The sequence below is a fragment of the Marivita lacus genome (assembly GCF_014637725.1).
Lineage (GTDB): Bacteria > Pseudomonadota > Alphaproteobacteria > Rhodobacterales > Rhodobacteraceae > Marivita > Marivita lacus.
On sequence record NZ_BMFC01000005.1, the window covers coordinates 163347 to 180202 of the forward strand.

The window sequence follows — 16856 nt, forward strand, 5'->3', positions numbered from 1 at the left end:
CGCTATAATGTGAGCAGCAAGGTTGGATCGGAGTGTGGCATGAACGCCGAGCGCGTCATAGAGATCAGTTCGCTGAACAAGTCTTTCGGAGACTTCAAGGCCCTGAAAAATGTCGATCTGGATGTCAGTCTGGGCGAACGTATCGTCATCTGCGGACCTTCGGGATCGGGCAAATCCACCTTAATCAGATGCGTCAACGGATTGGAACACTATGATTCCGGCAGCATCACCGTTGACGGCATCGCGCTTTCGGCACCGCGCGGCGTCGAACGTGTGCGCGCCGAGGTCGGGATGGTGTTCCAGCAGTTCAACCTGTTCCCGCATCTGAGCGTCATCGAGAACCTGACGCTGGGCCCGATGAAGGCGCGGGGCCTGTCGCGCAAGGACGCCGAGGCACTGGCTATGACCTATCTCGAGCGCGTGCGCATTCCCGAACAGGCGCTCAAACGGCCGCGCGATCTGTCCGGTGGGCAGCAACAGCGCGTGGCGATTGCGCGGTCCCTGTGCATGAAGCCCAAGATCATGCTGTTCGACGAACCGACCTCGGCGCTTGATCCCGAAATGATTTCCGAAGTGCTCGACGTGATGGTCGAACTGGCACAAGAGGGCATGACGATGCTGGTGGTCACGCATGAAATGGGGTTCGCCCGCAAGGTCGCGGACCGGATGGTGTTCATGGATGGGGGCGAGATCGTCGAGACCGGAACGCCCTCAACTGTGTTCGAGGCTCCGAAATCGCAGCGGTTCAAGACCTTCCTCGACAAGATCCTGCAACATTGAGGCACCCCGGATGACACGGTCAATCAAGCTTTGGGCGCTGCTGGGTGCCCTTCTGTTCGTTGCGGGATGCTCGGGGACGGGCAATTGGGGATGGTATGTGATCGACCCCTCCACGCCACAGGGGCAATCCAACGTACGGTTCCTGATCGGGGGGTTCTGGGCGACGATCCAGCTTTCGCTGATCGCGGCGGCCCTGTCGATGACGATCGGGCTGTTGGTGGCGCTGCCGGGCATGTCGACCAACCGCTGGATCAGGCTGCCATCGCGCATCTACATCGAATTCGTACGTGCCATTCCGTTGTTGCCGATGCTGTTCTGGGTGTTCTACGGCTTGCCTGTGGTGATGCGATCCATGGGCATGCCCATCACCATCGACGCCTTCTGGGGCGCGATCATCACGCTGGCGATTTCCGACAGCGCGTTCACGGCCGAGATCTATCGTTCGGGAATCCAGTCGATCCCCAAGGGCCAGACCGAGGCGGCGCGCACGGTCGGGCTGACCTATAACCAGACCATGCGCTACGTGGTCCTGCCGCAGGCGATCCGGCGCATCCTGCCACCCTTGGCCAACCAGTTCATCTACATCGTCAAGATGTCGGCATTTGCGTCGGTCATCGGCATGCAGGAACTGACGCGGCGGGCGAATGAACTTGTGGTCACCGAGTACAGACCGCTTGAAATCTACACGCTCCTGATCCTCGAATACCTGGTTCTTGTTCTCATCATCAGCTTTTTCGTGCGGTGGCTGGAGCGCAAGATGGGTTCGGACGAGAGCCGGTAACAGGAGAAACCGATGAGCTGGTCAGACTTGATCAAGGACACCGTGACACGTCTGGACGCGTTGCAGGCGCAAACGCCCGAGACCTTTGCCGGGTTCAACCAGATGGGCCGCGCTGCCAAGACGACTGGCGCTTTGGACGAAAAGACCAAGGAGCTGATCGCGCTGGGCATCGCCATTGCAACGCGGTGCGACAGTTGCATCGCGTTTCATGTCAAATCGCTGGTGCGACTCAAGACAAGCCGCGAGGAGTTTTGCGAGGCGCTGGCGATGATCGCCTATATGGGTGGCGGACCGTCGATGGCCTTCAGCGCAAAGGCGCTCGAAGCCTATGACGAATTCTGTGGTGGTCCTGCGGGCACATCGGTCTGAGCAGGGCAAGTGCGTTGGAACGCGCTTGTCACGTCACCGCCTTGCGAACCATGTCCCAGTAGATGGCTTCGACCTCGGGCAGGGACAGGCGGCCCCCGCTGCGGTACCACGTATTGACCCCGTTCAGCATCGCGATGATCGCAAGTGTCGTGATCTTGGTGTCGGCGACGTGAAAGGCGCCGATGTCCCGCCCGTCGCGCAGGATCGTTTCAAGCTCACCTTCGTAGCGCCGCCGCAGGTCTTCGATCACCGCGAAATTGCGGGGCGTCAGGTTCCGCAATTCCATGTAGGAAATGAACACCGCCTGTGGGCGTTCAAGGTGAAACCGGATGTGAAAGCGGCTGAATGCCTCAAGCCGGGCCAATGCCGAAGTGCAAACCGGCTCTTGTGACCGGGCATTCAGCAAGTCGTCCATATGGCCCTGCATCAGGTCAAAGAGCAGCGATTGCTTGTCCGGAGTGTAATTGTAAAGCGCCCCGGCCTGAACCCCGACCTCCTGCGCGATCCGGCGCATCGAGACGGCCGCATAGCCATGCTGCGCAAACAAGGCGAGCGCCGCCTCGCGCACCCTTGGCCCCGTGATATCTGAATGTGAGCCAGCCGTACGTGCCATGGCGGTATGATTATCTGAACACCTGTTCAGATCAAGCCCATGGTTGCGCGCCCGCCCGCGCTGCGGCATGACAGGCGAGGCAAAAGGAGCAAGTCTGATGTGGCGGGTGTGGATCATCCTCGGATTTCTGGTGACCGCCTGCGCGGAGTTTCCCGATGTCGATGCGGCCCTGGCTGCGGATGGACCGCCTTCGGCCTACCCCGACCTGCTGCCTTTCGAACACCTGCTTTCCGCACCAGAGCCGCGCCTTGCCGACGCCGATGCAGACGCTTTGATCGCCCGCGCTTCGGATCTGCGCAACCGTGCCAACGACCTGCGCGGACCGGTGATCGAGCCTGACGCGCGTGACCGGATGGACGACGGTGTCGCGCAACCCTGATCAGGGCCGTTGCAGCGCAGAACGCAAGGCGCTATTGCGGAAAAAATCACGCCAGACTGCAAAAGGATTGCCCGAATGACTGAACCTCTGCGCCTTGGAATTGCGGGTCTGGGCACTGTCGGTGCGGGCGTCGTGAAGATCGTCCGTCAGAAAGCCGCGCTGCTCGAAGCGCGGGGCGGGCGTCCGATCACCATTTCCGCGGTCTCCGCGCGCAACCGCCTCAAGGAGCGGGGCGTGCCGCTGGACGATTATGTCTGGGAAGACGACCCCGTAGCACTGGCCAAACGTGACGACGTGGACGTGTTCGTCGAACTCGTTGGCGGCAGCGATGGCCCGGCAAAGGCCGCAACCGAAGCGGCATTGCGTGCGGGCAAGGACGTGGTCACGGCGAACAAGGCCCTGCTTGCCCATCACGGTCAGGATCTGGCCGAGTTGGCCGAAAAGGCCGGATCGGTGCTGCGCTTCGAAGCGGCTGTCGCGGGTGGAATCCCTGTGGTCAAGGCACTGACAGAGGGTCTTGCCGGCAACGACATCAAGCGGGTCATGGGTGTTATGAACGGCACTTGCAACTACATCCTGACGCGGATGGAATCGGCTGGTCTGACTTACGATCAGGCCTTCGCCGAAGCCGATGGTCTTGGTTATCTCGAAGCCGATCCAGACCTCGACGTGGGCGGGATCGACGCGGGTCACAAGCTGTCGCTGCTGGCGTCCATCGCCTTTGGCACGCAAGTGGCTTTTGACGCGGTCGAACTCGAAGGCATCGGGCGTGTCAGCATCGAGGACATCCGTCAGGCAGCCGACATGGGCTACAAGGTCAAGCTGCTGGGCGTGTGCCAGATGACCGGACGCGGGCTGGAGCAGCGCATGTCTCCTTGTCTCGTTCCCGCGATCTCGCCCCTCGGGCAGCTGGACGGCGGCACCAACATGGTGGTCATCGAGGGCGATCAGGTTGGAACCATTGTCATGCGCGGTGCCGGTGCCGGTGAAGGCCCGACCGCCAGTGCTGTCATGGGCGACGTGCTGGATATTGCGCGGGGCACCCGCGTGTCCACCTTTGGTCAACCCGCGACCAGCCTTGCAAAGGCCAAGGCGGCAAAGACCGCGACCCCGGCAGCCTATTACCTGCGGCTGATCCTGCTCGACAAGCCCGGTGCCCTGGCCAAGGTGGCCGCCGTTCTGGGCGAGGCGGGTGTGTCGATCAACCGGATGCGCCAGCGCAGCCACGAGCAGGATACCGCTCCGGTGCTGATCGTGACGCACAAGACAACCCGCGCCGCGCTGGACACGGCGCTCGCGGCGATGGTCGGCACCAATGTCGTCGAAGGGGAACCTATCGCGCTCCGGATCGAACAGGTCTGACCGCTTTAGCGCAATCAACCTTGTCAGCCGGGGGGTGCGGGCTTAACACGCTACCGACCTGACTTTATTCGTAACTGGAGATTTCCATGACCGCGCGCGCTGATTTCAACGACCGTATGCTGTCCCTTGGTTTGGCGCGGGTGGCGGAGCAAGCTGCCATCGCAACCGTGAACCTCATTGGTCGGGGTGACGAAAAAGCCGCCGATCAGGCCGCAGTCAATGCCATGCGGCAGCAGTTGAACCTGCTGGACATCGCAGGCGTCGTGGTGATCGGCGAGGGTGAACGCGACGAAGCGCCGATGCTGTATATCGGTGAGGAAGTCGGCACCGGCAACGGTCCGGGTGTGGACATCGCGCTTGATCCACTCGAAGGCACGACGCTGACGGCCAAGGACATGCCGAACGCCCTGACGGTCATCGCCATGGGTCCGCGCGGGTCTATGCTGCACGCACCCGACGTCTACATGGAAAAGCTGGCCATCGGTCCGGGATTTGCAAACGACCTCGTGACGCTGGACATGACGCCCCGGGAACGGGTCACGGCCCTTGCCAAGGTCAAGGGGTGCAGGGCGCGCGATATCACGGTCTGCGTTCTGGAGCGTCCGCGCCACGAAGACATGATCGCAGAAATCCGCTCGACTGGCGCGTCCATCCGCCTGATCACCGACGGTGACGTTGCCGGCGTCATGCATTGCGCCGAGCCGAACCAGACCGGGATCGACATGTATATGGGCACCGGAGGCGCGCCCGAGGGCGTTCTGGCTGCGGCAGCCCTGAAATGCATGGGTGGTCAGATCCAGGGGCGTCTGATCTTCCGCAATGACGACGAGAAATCCCGCGCGGCGAAGGCAGGCATCACAGACCTCGACAAGATCTATTCACGCGACGAAATGGTCACTGAAGACGTGATTTTTGCCGCAACGGGCGTCACCACTGGATCGCTCCTTGCAGGGATCAAGCGCGAGGTTGGGTACTACACCACCGAAACTCTGCTGATGCGTTCGAAAACCGGATCGGTGCGGCGCATGACCTATCGCAACCCGACCCACTGATGGGGCGATTGTGACCGGATACCTTGGCGTTGACAGGTCACTGACCGGGCGGCGCTGGATCGGTCCGGCGCCCGAGATCACGCGCCACGCCGAAGCGCTGGTGCAACAGACGGGCCTTCCGCCCGCCTTGTGTCAGACCTTGTCGCGTCTGGGTGTCCCGGTCGACGAGGTGCCCACCTATCTCGAACCGACCTTGCGCGCTCTGCTGCCGGACCCGCGGTCCCTGCGCGACATGGAGCGCGCGGCGGGCCGTATCCTGCAGGCTGTGCGCAACCGGGAACGTATCGCGATCTTTGCCGATTACGATGTCGATGGCGGCGCATCGGCGGCCCTGCTCATCGACTGGCTGCGGCAACTGGACCGGCGTGCGACGCTCTACGTGCCCGACCGCATCGACGAAGGCTACGGCCCCAACGATGCCGCAATGCAGGCACTGGCGCGCGATCACGACCTGATCGTCTGCGTCGATTGCGGAACCTTGTCACATGGCCCGATCGCCGCTGCGAAAGGTTCGGATGTTGTCGTGCTCGATCACCATCTGGGGGGCGAGACGCTGCCCGATGCGTTTGCCGTCGTAAACCCCAACCGCCAGGACGAGGATGGCGCACTGGCCCATCTTTGTGCGGCGGGAGTCGTGTTCCTGACGCTGGTCGAAGCCGGACGTCAGATGCGCGAGGCGGGGGCTCCCGGACCCGACCTCATGTCGATGCTCGACCTTGTCGCGCTGGCAACGGTTGCCGATGTGGCGCCTCTCAAGGGGGTGAACCGCGCGCTTGTCCGGCAGGGGCTCAAGGTCATGGGACAACGGGCACGGCCGGGGCTTGTGGCGCTCTGCGATGTCGGTCGGCTGGATACGGCACCCAAATCCTATCACCTCGGGTTCGTGCTGGGCCCGAGGGTCAACGCGGGCGGCCGGATCGGCAAGGCCGACCTTGGCGCGCGGCTTCTGGCCTGCACGGATCCCCACGAGGCCAAATCCATCGCCGAGCGACTGGATTTTCTGAACACCGAACGCCGCGAGATCGAAGAGGCGGTGCGCGCACAGGCGCTTGAACAGGCCGAAGAGCGGGGTTTCGATGCGCCATTGGTCTGGGCGGCAGGCGAAGGCTGGCACCCCGGTGTCGTCGGCATCGTTGCGTCGCGTCTGAAGGAGCGCACCAATCGCCCGTCCATCGTGATCGGGTTCGACGGGGACGTGGGCAAAGGATCGGGGCGGTCTGTCAGCGGCATAGACCTTGGTGCTGCGATCCAGAAGCTTGCAGCCGAGGGACACCTCGAAAAGGGTGGTGGCCACAAGATGGCTGCGGGCCTGTCGCTGTCGCGCGGGCAGCTTGAACCGGCGATGGCGCGCCTTTCCGAGATCCTTGCCAAACAGGGGGCGGACCAGCTTGGCGCATCCGACCTGCGACTTGACGGGCCGTTGATGCCCGGTGCCGCAACACCGGAGCTTGTCGATCTTCTCGAAGAGGCCGGACCCTTTGGTGCCGGGGCGGCTGCGCCCAGATTCGTCTTTCCCGACATGCAGATCGGATTTGCCAAACGTGTGGGCAGTTCGCATCTGAAAATCAGCTTCGGCGACGGCCTCGGGGCGCGTATCGACGCGATTTCGTTCGGGGCTTTCGACGGCCCGCTTGGCCCCGCGCTCGAACAGCATGGCGGCGCACGATTCCATTTGGCCGGGCGTCTGGAAATCAACGAATGGGGTGGTCGTCGTTCTGTGCAACTGCGCCTCGAAGACGCGGCCTCCGCTGGTTGATGCCTGCTTTAACCGTCTGGAATAGCGCTATTTTTCCCGGACCAAAAAAAACTGCAGCGACCATTCAAAAAACCGAAGAAACCTTTGAATTTCCGCTTGCAGTGCCGCCCGGCTTTGCCTAAACACCGCTCACCAAGAGTGGCCCGTTCGTCTATCGGTTAGGACGCCAGGTTTTCAACCTGGAAAGAGGGGTTCGATTCCCCTACGGGCTGCCACTGGAATTCCCCCGACACACAGTCTTGCAAATGCTGCCACCCCGCGACATATCCACGCCATGACAGCGATCAGATCAGCGTGCGATTTCCCATGTGGCGGCTTGGTCGGGACGGGATTGACGAAAGCTGCAGATGTGCAGCGCATGATCCTGCGTTTTTGGCCTGATCGGTGAGCGATCTCTTCGACACGGGCCATGACGCCAAGGACGCGCCGCGACCGCTTGCGGACAGGATGCGACCGCGCAAGCTGTCCGAGGTGATCGGACAGTCGCAGGTCATCGGACCGGACGCGCCGCTGACGGTGATGCTCGAGGCGGGCAGCCTTGGGTCGGTCATATTCTGGGGGCCGCCGGGCGTGGGCAAGACCACCATCGCGCGGCTGCTGGCCGATGAAACTGACCTGCATTTCGTCCAGATCAGCGCTATCTTCTCGGGTGTGCCCGAATTGCGCAAGGTGTTCGATGCGGCCAAGCAACGGCGCAGGACTGGGCAGGGAACGCTGTTGTTCGTCGACGAAATCCACCGTTTCAACAAGGCGCAGCAGGACGGATTCCTGCCGCATATGGAGGATGGTACCATCCTTCTGGTGGGGGCTACGACCGAAAACCCATCTTTCGAGCTGAATGCCGCCCTTCTCAGTCGCGCGCAGGTTCTTGTGCTCGAACGGCTTGACCCCGCTGATCTCGAACGGCTTGCCCAGCGGGCCGAGACCGAACTGGGGCGGAGCCTGCCGCTGGATGCTGCAGCGCGGGAAAATCTGCTCGATATGGCGGATGGCGATGGTCGCGCGCTCTTGAACCTTGTCGAACAGGTGATGGCCTGGAACGTGGATCAACCGCTTGACAGCGCGGCGTTGGGTCAGCGCCTTATGAAACGCGCGGCGCAATACGACAAATCGGGCGATGCGCATTACAACCTGATTTCGGCGCTGCACAAATCGGTACGTGGGTCGGACCCGGACGCGGCGCTCTATTGGTATGCGCGGATGCTGGATGCGGGTGAAGACCCTCGCTACCTCGCGCGGCGGATCACCCGCATGGCGGTCGAGGATATCGGGCTGGCCGATCCGCAGGCACAGGCGGTGTGTCTGCAAAGCTGGGAAACCTTTGAACGGCTTGGTAGCCCCGAAGGTGAATTGGCGATTGCGCAGGCGCTGGTCTATATCGCGCTCGCGCCGAAATCGAACGCGGTTTATGCGGCCTACAAGGGCGCGCGTGCGGCGGCCAAGAAGACAGGATCGCTGGTTCCGCCCAAACATATCCTGAATGCGCCTACAAAGCTTATGAAGGCGCAGGGCTACGGATCAGGCTATGCCTATGATCACGATGCGGAGGACGGGTTTTCGGGGCAGGATTACTTTCCGGAATCCATGGGTCGAACCGAGTTCTATGCCCCGGTGGAACGTGGGTTCGAGCGCGACCTGAAGAAGCGTGTCGAGTATTTCGCCAAGCTGCGGACCAAGCGGCAAACTTGACTCTTCAGGTTGCCCGCGCGACAGAGCCTGAATGTTGACAACCCTCTCCCTGGTCGCACTCGGCGGCGCAATCGGCGCGGCACTCCGGTACATGACCGGGGTGGGCATTCTGCGCGTTTTCGGGCAAGGGGACTTTCCGGTGTCGATCCTGGCCGTGAACATCGCCGGATCGTTCCTGATGGGTGTTTTCGTTGTCGCGGCGGCGCATCGTGGCCTCACCCATTTGTCGCCTTTCGTCATGACGGGAATCTTGGGTGGGTTCACCACCTTCTCGGCGTTTTCGCTTGAAACCATGACCCTGATCGAACGGGGGCAGTTGGGGTCGGCCCTGCTCTACGTGGTCCTGTCGGTCATCTTGTCTGTCGGGGGATTGGCGCTGGGCCTCTTTCTGGCGCGGAGTATCATTGCATGAACCAAGTTCAGACCATCACCATCGGGCCCGGAGACGCGGATCAGCGTCTTGACCGCTGGTTGAAGCGCCTTTTCCCACATCTGGGTCAGGGGCGCATCGAAAAGATGTGCCGCAAGGGTGAGCTGCGTATCAATGGCGGGCGCGTGAAGGCGAGCACCCGGCTCGAGACGGGACAGGAAGTGCGGATTCCGCCGCTTCCGGAACCCGGCGACGTGATGCCCGGCCCGAAACCGACTGTGTCCGACAAGGACGCCGAGATGATCAAGGCGCTGGTTCTCTACCGCGATGACCACATCATCGCGATCAACAAGCCGCCGGGCCTTCCGACGCAGGGCGGCAGCAAGCAGACCCGGCATGTCGATGGTCTGGCCGAAGCGTTGAGCTTTGGCTATGACGAGAAACCGCGCCTCGTGCACCGCCTCGACAAGGACACGTCTGGTGTTCTTTTGCTGGCGCGCACCCGAGCCGTCGCTGGCGCATTGACCGAAGCGTTCCGCGCCCGTGAAACCCGCAAGATCTACTGGGGAGCCGTAGCGGGCGTGCCGTTTCCGCAGATGGGGACAATCAAGTTCGGTCTGGTCAAGGCTCCGGGTCACGGGGCCAGCGGCGAGAATGAAAAGATGCGCGCCGTGCATCCCCGTGATGTCGCCACCACCGAAGGTGCGAAACACGCGACCACCGATTATGCCGTCCTGAGCGCCTTGGCGAAGCGTGCGTCCTGGGTGGCGATGGTGCCGATCACCGGCCGCACCCACCAGCTGCGCGCGCACATGGCCGAACTGGGCCATCCGATCATCGGCGATGGCAAATACGGTGGTTCCGGTCAGGAAAACCTGGGCGATGGCTGGGGCGCGATGCTGGGCGGTGGACTCAGCCGCAAGCTTCACCTGCATGCGCGGTCGATCTCGCTCAAGCATCCGGTCACCGGCGCGCGGCTGCACATCGCGGCGCCGCTGCCGGAACACATGGAACGGACCTGGGAATTCCTGCAATGGCACCCGCGGGATGTCCCCGCCGACCCGTTCGAGGATGTCGAGTAATGCCCGAAGCCCTGCGGCTTGTGGTGTTTGATGTCGATGGCACGCTTGTGGACAGCCGGGCCCATATCGTGCAGGCAATGGAAGACGCGTTTTTGGCCTTAGGTCTGCCCTGTCCATCGCGCGAGGCGGTGCTGCATGGCGTCGGCCTGTCGCTGCCGGAACTGATGGCGCAGCTTGTGCCGGAGCATCCTTCGGCCACGCACCTGGCCTTGGCGGAAGGGTACAAATCCGCCTCGTTCGCCCGCCATGCCGCCGCCGGGGACGCGGGCAGCGCTGTGTTCTTTCCCGGAATGCGCGGTGTTCTTGACCAGTTGCAGGCAGATGACTTTACGCTGATGGCAACTGCCACAGGCATGTCGCGGCGCGGGCTGGATCGCATCATCGCGCAACATGGACTCGAGGGGTATTTCCAGTCCACGCAGGTGGCCGATACACACCCGTCCAAACCGCACCCGTCGATGCTCCATGCTGCCCTCAGGGACGCAGGTGTCGCGGCGCAGAACGCGGTGATGATCGGCGACACCAGCTATGACATGCTGATGGCGAAAGCAGCCGGAACCGATGCGATCGGCGTAAGCTGGGGAAATCACGCGCCAAACTTGCTGGTAGAGGCGGATGTGATCGTGAACACCGCAGAGGAACTGATGACCGCTTTGGCACACTGGATCGAGGATCGCGCATGAGTGAATGGGCTCCGAAACGCTTTTGGACATCCGCCGACACACAGGCCACCGAACAGGGATTCGGCATCGTTCTGGACGGTCGTCCGGTGCGGACACCGGCCAAGGCCCTTCTAAATGTGCCAAGCCGTGCAGTTGCCGTGAAGATCGCGGCTGAATTCGAGGCGCAGAAGGATCGGATCGACCCGCGCACCATGCCCTTCACTCGCACGGCGAATGCTGCAATCGACAAGGTTGCGGTTCAACATGCCGATGTGGCGGACATGCTGGCGGATTATGGCGACAGTGATCTCTTGTGTTACCGTGCCGATGCCCCGGAGGATCTCGTGGCGCGGCAAGCCGAAGTCTGGGATCCCTTGCTGGATTGGGCTGGGCAGGCGCTGAATGCGAGATTGGCGACACGAGTCGGTGTCATGCACGCGCCGCAAGATCCTGGCGCGGTATCCGAATTGCGCCGCAGGGTGCACGCGCTGGATGCGTTCGAACTTGCCGCCTTTCATGATCTTGTGGCGATCAGCGGGTCTCTTGTGATCGGGTTCGCGGCGAAGGCATCGGTGAAGCCCATCGAGGATCTGTGGACCGCTTCCCGGATTGACGAGATTTGGCAGCAAGAACAATGGGGCGAAGACGAGGAAGCGGCAGAGATGGCCGAACACAAGAAGGCCGCGTTTTTGCACGCCAATGAATTCCTGCGATTGCTGAACGAGCATTCGTCCGTGTGACGCAGGGTAAACTGCCAAGTTCTGTTCAAAAAATAGGCTATGCGGCTTGACCTCTGCCAATGAATCCCCGCAAAATCGGGTCCATCGCGAGTAGGGGCTTTCCTACTTTCGTCGTATGGGCGCTCATGCGTTCGACAGAAACCACGCTGATAGGCGTGGGATAACAGGAAGAGGTAAACATGAAAAAAATTGCAATTCTTGGCGCAATGACCGCAGCCGGCCTGTCCGCCGGTGTTGCGTCTGCCGCCACGCTGGACGACGTCAAGGCACGCGGCAAGCTGAACTGCGGCGTGACGACCGGTCTTGTCGGTTTTGCAGCGCCGAACGCGAATGGCGAATGGGAAGGCTTTGATGTCGGCGTATGCCGCGCCGTCGCCGCTGCTGTTCTGGGCGACCCGGCAGCTGTCGAGTTCGTTCCGACAACCGGCAAGACCCGCTTCACGGCGCTTGCGTCGGGCGAGATCGACCTGCTTGCACGGAACACAACCTGGACGTTCTCGCGCGACGTCGACCTCGGTTTCGAATTCGTCGGAATCAACTACTACGACGGTCAGGGCTTCATGGTTCCCAAGGCACTGGGTGTATCCTCGGCCAAGGAGCTGGATGGCGCAACGATCTGTATCCAGACCGGAACCACAACTGAGCTGAACCTTGCAGACTACTTCCGCAAGAACAACATCAGCTACGAGCCGGTTCCGATCGAAACCAACGCTGAAGCGCAGCCGCTCTACCTCGAAGGTGCGTGCGACGTTTACACAACCGACGCGTCCGGCCTTGCCGCGACACGCGCCGCGTTCGAAAACCCGGGCGACCACGTCGTTCTGCCGGAGATCATCTCCAAGGAGCCTCTTGGCCCGCTTGTCCGTCATGGCGACAACCAGTGGGGCGACATTGCTCGCTGGACGCTGAACGCGCTGATCGCAGCTGAAGAGCTGGGTGTGACATCCGCAAACGTTCAGGAGCTGGCAGCATCCGCAGGTGAAAACCCGGAAATCAACCGTCTTCTGGGTACCGAAGGCACACTGGGCGCGATGCTGGGTCTTGAAGCCGATTGGGCTGTCAAGGCAATCGCAGCAGGCGGCAACTACGGTGAGCTGTTCGAAAAGAACATCGGTGAGAACACACCGATCGGTCTGGCACGCGGTCTGAACGCACAGTGGACCGAAGGTGGTCTGCTCTACAGCCCGCCCTTCCGCTAAGACACTGGCTAGGGAAAAGGGCGCGGATCACTCCGCGCCCTTTTTCAAAATAAAAAACAAGCCTTCGGATCAGGCATCAGAGCGCGACAAGCGCCGCCAAGAGAGTCCGGATACACAGGGATAAAACAATGTCCACGATTTCAGACCCACCGTCGGGGTCGTTTCAGCTGTCAATGCTGATCAACGACACGCGCTACCGGTCCTACACCTTTCAATTCATCGCACTGATCCTACTGATAATGGCCTTTGCCTATTTGGGCTATAACCTGCTGGCCAACCTTCAAGCCGCCGGTCTGAACATCTCGTACAAGTTTCTTGGTGAACCGGCGGGCTATGACATCAACCAGACCCTGGTCGACTATACCAGTCAGTCGACACATTGGCGGGCTGCAGTCGTCGGAGTGCTCAACACGCTTCTGGTGGCGTTTCTCGGCTGCCTGATGGCGACCGTGATCGGCGTCTTCGTTGGTGTTCTCAGGCTGAGCGACAACTGGCTCGTTCGCCAGATCATGTCGATCTATGTCGAGATCTTTCGAAACGTCCCGGTGCTGATCTGGATTCTCATCATCATGGCGATCTTCATCGCCGTTCTGCCGCAACCGCGCGATTTCCGGGGGGAAGATGCCGCGGCGTCCATGGTGTTCGGAGCCTTCGCCTTTACAGGTCGCGGCTTCTATTCACCGGCGCCCGTATTCGGTCCGGGTTCGAGTGTCGTTGTCGCGGTTTTCCTTGCGTCGATTGCCGGAATCTTCGCGTTCCGCAGATACGCCAAAAAGGCGCTCTATGACCGTGGGCAATTGATCCCGACCCTGTGGCCATCGCTGGCGATCTTTTTCGTTCCGTCGATTCTTGTCTTTTTCGTCATGGGTCGCCCGATCACGCTGGATTATCCGTCTCTGCAAGGCTTCAACTTCCAGGGCGGCATCTTCATGCGCAACTCGCTGATTGCGCTCTGGTTCGCCTTGTCGATCTATACTGCCGCCTTCATCGCCGAGAACGTCCGCGCCGGCATCCTTGCCGTGAGCAAGGGCCAGACCGAAGCGGCGGCCTCGCTTGGTCTGCGTCCGGGTCGGATCATGAACCTCGTGGTTCTGCCTCAAGCGCTGCGCGTGATCATCCCGCCGCTGATTTCTCAATACCTGAACCTGACCAAGAACTCGTCGTTGGCGATTGCGGTGGGGTACATGGATTTGACCGGCACATTGGGGGGCATCACGCTCAACCAGACGGGCCGCGCGATCGAGGCGATCTTCCTGCTGATGCTGTTCTACCTCGCCATCTCGCTTGCGATATCGGCGATCATGAACGTCTACAACAACAGCGTTAAGCTGAAGGAGCGCTGAGATGTCGGATACACATGCTCATTCCGTTGCCTTCGTCCGCGAAACGATGCTGCCACAACAACCGCCGCCCGTCACGGAAGCGGGTGTGGTCAAATGGATGCGGGAAAACCTCTTCAAGGGGTGGTTCAACACGCTGCTGACCGTCGTGTCGCTGTATTTCATCTTCAAGATCGTCACCGGAGCCTATCCGTGGTTCGCCAACGGCATCTGGAACACCAGCTCGCTGGCGGAATGCCGGGATATGCTGGACGGGATGACCGGTGCCTGTTTCTCGGTCCTGACCGAACGCTGGAACCAGTTGCTTTTCGGCTTCACCTATCCGCGTGATGCCTATTGGCGCCCGACATTGGCGTTCGTTCTTCTGATCGTCGCCATTGCGCCGGTCCTCTATCCCAAGGCGCCGCGCAATCTTCTGTATTTCACCGCGGTCTATCCATTCCTTGCCTACTGGCTCATCTGGGGCGGCACATTGCTGATCCCGCTGATGGTGCTTGTGGGACTGGTCGCCGGGTATTTCGCGTTCAAGCAGTTCGAACGTCAAAGCTTTGCGATGGGCATGATCGCGGGTCTGGTCTCTGCGGTGGTCGTGATCTGGGCCGGGTCCATCGTGCCCGCCTCAATGCCGAATGTCATGGCCATCGAGGCGGTGCAGTCGCGCGACATTGGCGGCTTCATGCTGAACATGATCCTCGGGACGGTCTGCGTGTCGCTGTCCTTGCCCTTGGGCATCATGCTTGCGCTGGGGCGGCAATCCTCCATGCCGATCATCAAATGGATCTGCATCATCTTCATCGAGTTCATCCGGGGTGTGCCGCTGATCACGCTGTTGTTCGTGGCGAACGTGGTTCTGGCCTACTTCTTCCCGCCCGGCTCCAACATCGACCTCGTGCTGCGCGTCATCATCATGATCACCATGTTCTCTTCGGCCTATATCGCCGAGGTGATCCGGGGTGGTCTGGCGGCGCTTCCGCGCGGTCAATACGAAGCTGCGAACAGTCTGGGCCTGGATTACGCCCAGTCGATGCGCCTGATCATCCTGCCGCAAGCGCTGAAGATCTCGATCCCCGGGATCGTCAACGTGGCGGTGGGCCTGTTCAAGGACACGACGCTGGTGTCGGTGATTTCGATGTTCGACCTCGTGGGCATGATCCGCGGACCGATCCTCGCCTCGACCGAATGGAACGGCGTCTATTGGGAACTCTGGGGCTTTGCGGTCTTCGTGTTCTTCATCGTCTGCTTCAGCATTTCAAAGTATTCGCAGTGGCTCGAGCGTCAGCTTGCCACCGATCACCGATAAGGAGGCCAAGCAATGGCTGAAACTGCAAATGCACCCATGGCGATCTCTGACGAGGTGGCCATCCAGATCCAGAGCATGAACAAGTGGTTCGGATCGTTCCACGTTCTGCGGGATATCGACCTGACCGTCTATCGCGGCGAACGCATCGTCATCGCGGGCCCATCCGGGTCCGGCAAATCCACGCTGATCCGCTGCATCAACGCGCTGGAAGAGCACCAGAAGGGCTCGATCACCGTCGATGGCACTTTGCTGTCCTCGGACATCAAGAACATCGACACGATCCGCTCCGAGGTCGGGATGGTGTTCCAGCACTTCAACCTGTTCCCGCACCTGACCATTCTCGAGAATTGCACGCTTGCTCCGATCTGGGTCCGCAAGACGCCCAAGCGCGAGGCCGAGGAAACCGCGATGCACTTCCTCGAAAAGGTCAAGATCCCCGAACAGGCCAACAAGTATCCCGGTCAGCTTTCAGGTGGTCAGCAACAGCGTGTGGCGATTGCCCGGTCGCTCTGCATGAAGCCGCGCATCATGCTCTTTGACGAACCGACCTCCGCGCTCGATCCCGAGATGATCAAGGAAGTGCTCGACACCATGGTCAGCCTTGCCGAAGACGGCATGACCATGATCTGCGTGACCCACGAAATGGGCTTTGCACGTCAGGTCGCGCACCGCGTGATCTTCATGGATGCGGGCCAGATCGTCGAACAGAATGAACCCGAAGAGTTCTTCAACAATCCGCAGAACGAACGGACCAAGCTGTTCCTCAGCCAGATCCTCGGTCACTGACCGAGCATCGGCAGACACTCAAAGCGCTCCGGTTCACCGCCGGGGCGTTTTGCGTTCTGGACAGGTGTCCCGCGTAGGCCGGAGCTTCAGCCCGGCTGCCCGGCTGCAATAACCTCGCGCGGGATGGCGAAGTCCTCGCAATGTCCTGTCCCCTTACGGATGTCGCCCCAGTGCGCCACGTCAAAGCGGATCAGGCTGGTGGCACAGGTCGGGTAATCGGCAAAGCGCGGATGGTTCGGCCAATCCGCCACGAGCTGTTGCGCACATTCTCCGATGCCGTTGTTGTGACCTAGCAAAAGCACGGTGTCCCCTGACGCGCTGCGCAGCACGTCTATGATTTCATCCGGATCGGCCAGGTACAGCGCCCGCTCGAAACGGGTTCTTGTGTCCGGAAGTCCCAGCAGGGTCAGGGTGTGACGGGTGCGCGTGGCGGTGGAACACAGCACCTCGTCGGGCAACCAGTCCCGGTCAGCCAACCACTGCCCCATGGCGGGCGCGCTGTGCCTGCCGCGCGCGTTCAAAGGCCTGCCGTGATCGTCGCCCGAGGCGGACCAATCCGATTTCGCGTGGCGCATGAGGATCAGTCGTTTCACGGG

At 61.2% G+C, this 16856-nt stretch carries 18 protein-coding genes and 1 tRNA gene; 17 read left to right on the forward strand and 2 right to left on the reverse strand.

Translation table 11 applies throughout. The features are described 5' to 3' along the window. Positions 1 to 39 precede the first annotated feature (39 nt). From IEV82_RS12210 to IEV82_RS12220, 3 genes are read left to right on the forward strand one after another with little or no spacing between them, the layout of a single operon-like run. Positions 40 to 780, forward strand: a complete 741-nt coding sequence (locus IEV82_RS12210; protein WP_188482306.1) for an amino acid ABC transporter ATP-binding protein — start codon at positions 40 to 42, stop codon at positions 778 to 780. Between the two features lie 10 nt (positions 781 to 790). Continuing rightward, a complete protein-coding gene (locus tag IEV82_RS12215) occupies positions 791 to 1561 on the forward strand; it encodes an amino acid ABC transporter permease (RefSeq protein WP_188482307.1) in 771 nt (256 codons plus the stop codon). Positions 1562 to 1573: 12 nt separating this feature from the next. Then, a complete protein-coding gene (locus tag IEV82_RS12220; RefSeq protein ID WP_188482308.1) occupies positions 1574 to 1930 on the forward strand; it encodes a carboxymuconolactone decarboxylase family protein in 357 nt (118 codons plus the stop codon). 28 nt (positions 1931 to 1958) lie between these two features. On the opposite strand, the gene IEV82_RS12225 is transcribed toward IEV82_RS12220, so the two are convergent. Beyond that, positions 1959 to 2543 carry a TetR/AcrR family transcriptional regulator gene (locus tag IEV82_RS12225; protein WP_188482309.1) on the reverse strand — a complete coding sequence of 195 codons (585 nt, stop codon included), beginning with the start codon at positions 2541 to 2543 and terminating at the stop codon, positions 1959 to 1961. Between the two features lie 97 nt (positions 2544 to 2640). Here IEV82_RS12225 and IEV82_RS12230 point away from each other — a divergent pair, with 97 nt between their 5' ends. The 14 genes from IEV82_RS12230 (at position 2641) to IEV82_RS12295 (ending at position 16260) form a co-directional block, all read left to right on the forward strand. Continuing rightward, the gene (locus tag IEV82_RS12230) at positions 2641 to 2922 is read left to right on the forward strand and encodes a hypothetical protein (RefSeq protein WP_188482310.1); all 282 of its coding nucleotides are present in this window, start codon (positions 2641 to 2643) and stop codon (positions 2920 to 2922) included. A gap of 75 nt (positions 2923 to 2997) precedes the next feature. Next, a complete protein-coding gene (locus IEV82_RS12235) occupies positions 2998 to 4284 on the forward strand; it encodes a homoserine dehydrogenase (protein WP_188482311.1) in 1287 nt (428 codons plus the stop codon). 86 nt (positions 4285 to 4370) lie between these two features. Continuing rightward, positions 4371 to 5336: a class II fructose-bisphosphatase gene (glpX, locus tag IEV82_RS12240; protein WP_188482312.1), complete on the forward strand. Its 966-nt coding sequence runs from the start codon at positions 4371 to 4373 to the stop codon at positions 5334 to 5336. Positions 5337 to 5346: 10 nt separating this feature from the next. Then, the gene (gene recJ, locus IEV82_RS12245) at positions 5347 to 7092 is read left to right on the forward strand and encodes a single-stranded-DNA-specific exonuclease RecJ (protein WP_188482313.1); all 1746 of its coding nucleotides are present in this window, start codon (positions 5347 to 5349) and stop codon (positions 7090 to 7092) included. A gap of 140 nt (positions 7093 to 7232) precedes the next feature. Further along, positions 7233 to 7307: transfer RNA gene (locus IEV82_RS12250), tRNA-Glu, on the forward strand. A 169-nt stretch (positions 7308 to 7476) separates the two neighbouring features. Next, a complete protein-coding gene (locus IEV82_RS12255; protein WP_308420430.1) occupies positions 7477 to 8781 on the forward strand; it encodes a replication-associated recombination protein A in 1305 nt (434 codons plus the stop codon). A 31-nt stretch (positions 8782 to 8812) separates the two neighbouring features. Beyond that, positions 8813 to 9193: a fluoride efflux transporter CrcB gene (gene crcB, locus IEV82_RS12260; protein WP_188482314.1), complete on the forward strand. Its 381-nt coding sequence runs from the start codon at positions 8813 to 8815 to the stop codon at positions 9191 to 9193. Further along, positions 9190 to 10233: an RluA family pseudouridine synthase gene (locus IEV82_RS12265; RefSeq protein ID WP_188482315.1), complete on the forward strand. Its 1044-nt coding sequence runs from the start codon at positions 9190 to 9192 to the stop codon at positions 10231 to 10233. Before crcB ends, IEV82_RS12265 begins: the two co-directional genes overlap by 4 nt. Further along, positions 10233 to 10916, forward strand: coding sequence for an HAD-IA family hydrolase (locus IEV82_RS12270; protein ID WP_188482316.1), 684 nt, complete (start codon positions 10233 to 10235; stop codon positions 10914 to 10916). The genes IEV82_RS12265 and IEV82_RS12270 overlap by 1 nt, the downstream gene beginning before the upstream one ends. After that, on the forward strand, positions 10913 to 11635 hold the full coding sequence (locus IEV82_RS12275) for an ATP12 family chaperone protein (protein WP_188482317.1): 723 nt from the start codon (positions 10913 to 10915) through the stop codon (positions 11633 to 11635). The genes IEV82_RS12270 and IEV82_RS12275 overlap by 4 nt, the downstream gene beginning before the upstream one ends. Positions 11636 to 11814: 179 nt before the next feature. Beyond that, positions 11815 to 12834 carry an amino acid ABC transporter substrate-binding protein gene (locus IEV82_RS12280; protein ID WP_188482318.1) on the forward strand — a complete coding sequence of 340 codons (1020 nt, stop codon included), beginning with the start codon at positions 11815 to 11817 and terminating at the stop codon, positions 12832 to 12834. A 128-nt stretch (positions 12835 to 12962) separates the two neighbouring features. Continuing rightward, positions 12963 to 14177: an amino acid ABC transporter permease gene (locus IEV82_RS12285; RefSeq protein WP_188482319.1), complete on the forward strand. Its 1215-nt coding sequence runs from the start codon at positions 12963 to 12965 to the stop codon at positions 14175 to 14177. Between the two features lies 1 nt (position 14178). After that, positions 14179 to 15474 (forward strand): amino acid ABC transporter permease, encoded by a 1296-nt coding sequence (locus IEV82_RS12290; RefSeq protein ID WP_188482320.1) that lies wholly within the window; start codon positions 14179 to 14181, stop codon positions 15472 to 15474. 12 nt (positions 15475 to 15486) lie between these two features. Next, positions 15487 to 16260, forward strand: coding sequence for an amino acid ABC transporter ATP-binding protein (locus tag IEV82_RS12295; protein WP_188482321.1), 774 nt, complete (start codon positions 15487 to 15489; stop codon positions 16258 to 16260). An 86-nt stretch (positions 16261 to 16346) separates the two neighbouring features. Here the strand turns inward: IEV82_RS12295 and IEV82_RS12300 are convergent, their stop codons facing one another. After that, positions 16347 to 16853 carry a SixA phosphatase family protein gene (locus tag IEV82_RS12300; protein WP_229747774.1) on the reverse strand — a complete coding sequence of 169 codons (507 nt, stop codon included), beginning with the start codon at positions 16851 to 16853 and terminating at the stop codon, positions 16347 to 16349. Positions 16854 to 16856 lie beyond the last annotated feature (3 nt).

Coding starts and splice junctions, on each gene's coding strand:
- IEV82_RS12270 (WP_188482316.1), top strand. CDS start 10,233: ATGCCCGAAGCCCTGCGGCTTGTGGTGTTTGATGTCGATGGCACGCTT.
- IEV82_RS12220 (WP_188482308.1), top strand. CDS start 1,574: ATGAGCTGGTCAGACTTGATCAAGGACACCGTGACACGTCTGGACGCG.
- IEV82_RS12295 (WP_188482321.1), top strand. CDS start 15,487: ATGGCTGAAACTGCAAATGCACCCATGGCGATCTCTGACGAGGTGGCC.
- IEV82_RS12265 (WP_188482315.1), top strand. CDS start 9,190: ATGAACCAAGTTCAGACCATCACCATCGGGCCCGGAGACGCGGATCAG.
- IEV82_RS12230 (WP_188482310.1), top strand. CDS start 2,641: ATGTGGCGGGTGTGGATCATCCTCGGATTTCTGGTGACCGCCTGCGCG.
- IEV82_RS12225 (WP_188482309.1), bottom strand. CDS start 2,543: ATGGCACGTACGGCTGGCTCACATTCAGATATCACGGGGCCAAGGGTG.
- IEV82_RS12285 (WP_188482319.1), top strand. CDS start 12,963: ATGTCCACGATTTCAGACCCACCGTCGGGGTCGTTTCAGCTGTCAATG.
- crcB (WP_188482314.1), top strand. CDS start 8,813: ATGTTGACAACCCTCTCCCTGGTCGCACTCGGCGGCGCAATCGGCGCG.
- IEV82_RS12275 (WP_188482317.1), top strand. CDS start 10,913: ATGAGTGAATGGGCTCCGAAACGCTTTTGGACATCCGCCGACACACAG.
- IEV82_RS12280 (WP_188482318.1), top strand. CDS start 11,815: ATGAAAAAAATTGCAATTCTTGGCGCAATGACCGCAGCCGGCCTGTCC.
- glpX (WP_188482312.1), top strand. CDS start 4,371: ATGACCGCGCGCGCTGATTTCAACGACCGTATGCTGTCCCTTGGTTTG.
- IEV82_RS12235 (WP_188482311.1), top strand. CDS start 2,998: ATGACTGAACCTCTGCGCCTTGGAATTGCGGGTCTGGGCACTGTCGGT.
- IEV82_RS12290 (WP_188482320.1), top strand. CDS start 14,179: ATGTCGGATACACATGCTCATTCCGTTGCCTTCGTCCGCGAAACGATG.
- IEV82_RS12210 (WP_188482306.1), top strand. CDS start 40: ATGAACGCCGAGCGCGTCATAGAGATCAGTTCGCTGAACAAGTCTTTC.
- IEV82_RS12215 (WP_188482307.1), top strand. CDS start 791: ATGACACGGTCAATCAAGCTTTGGGCGCTGCTGGGTGCCCTTCTGTTC.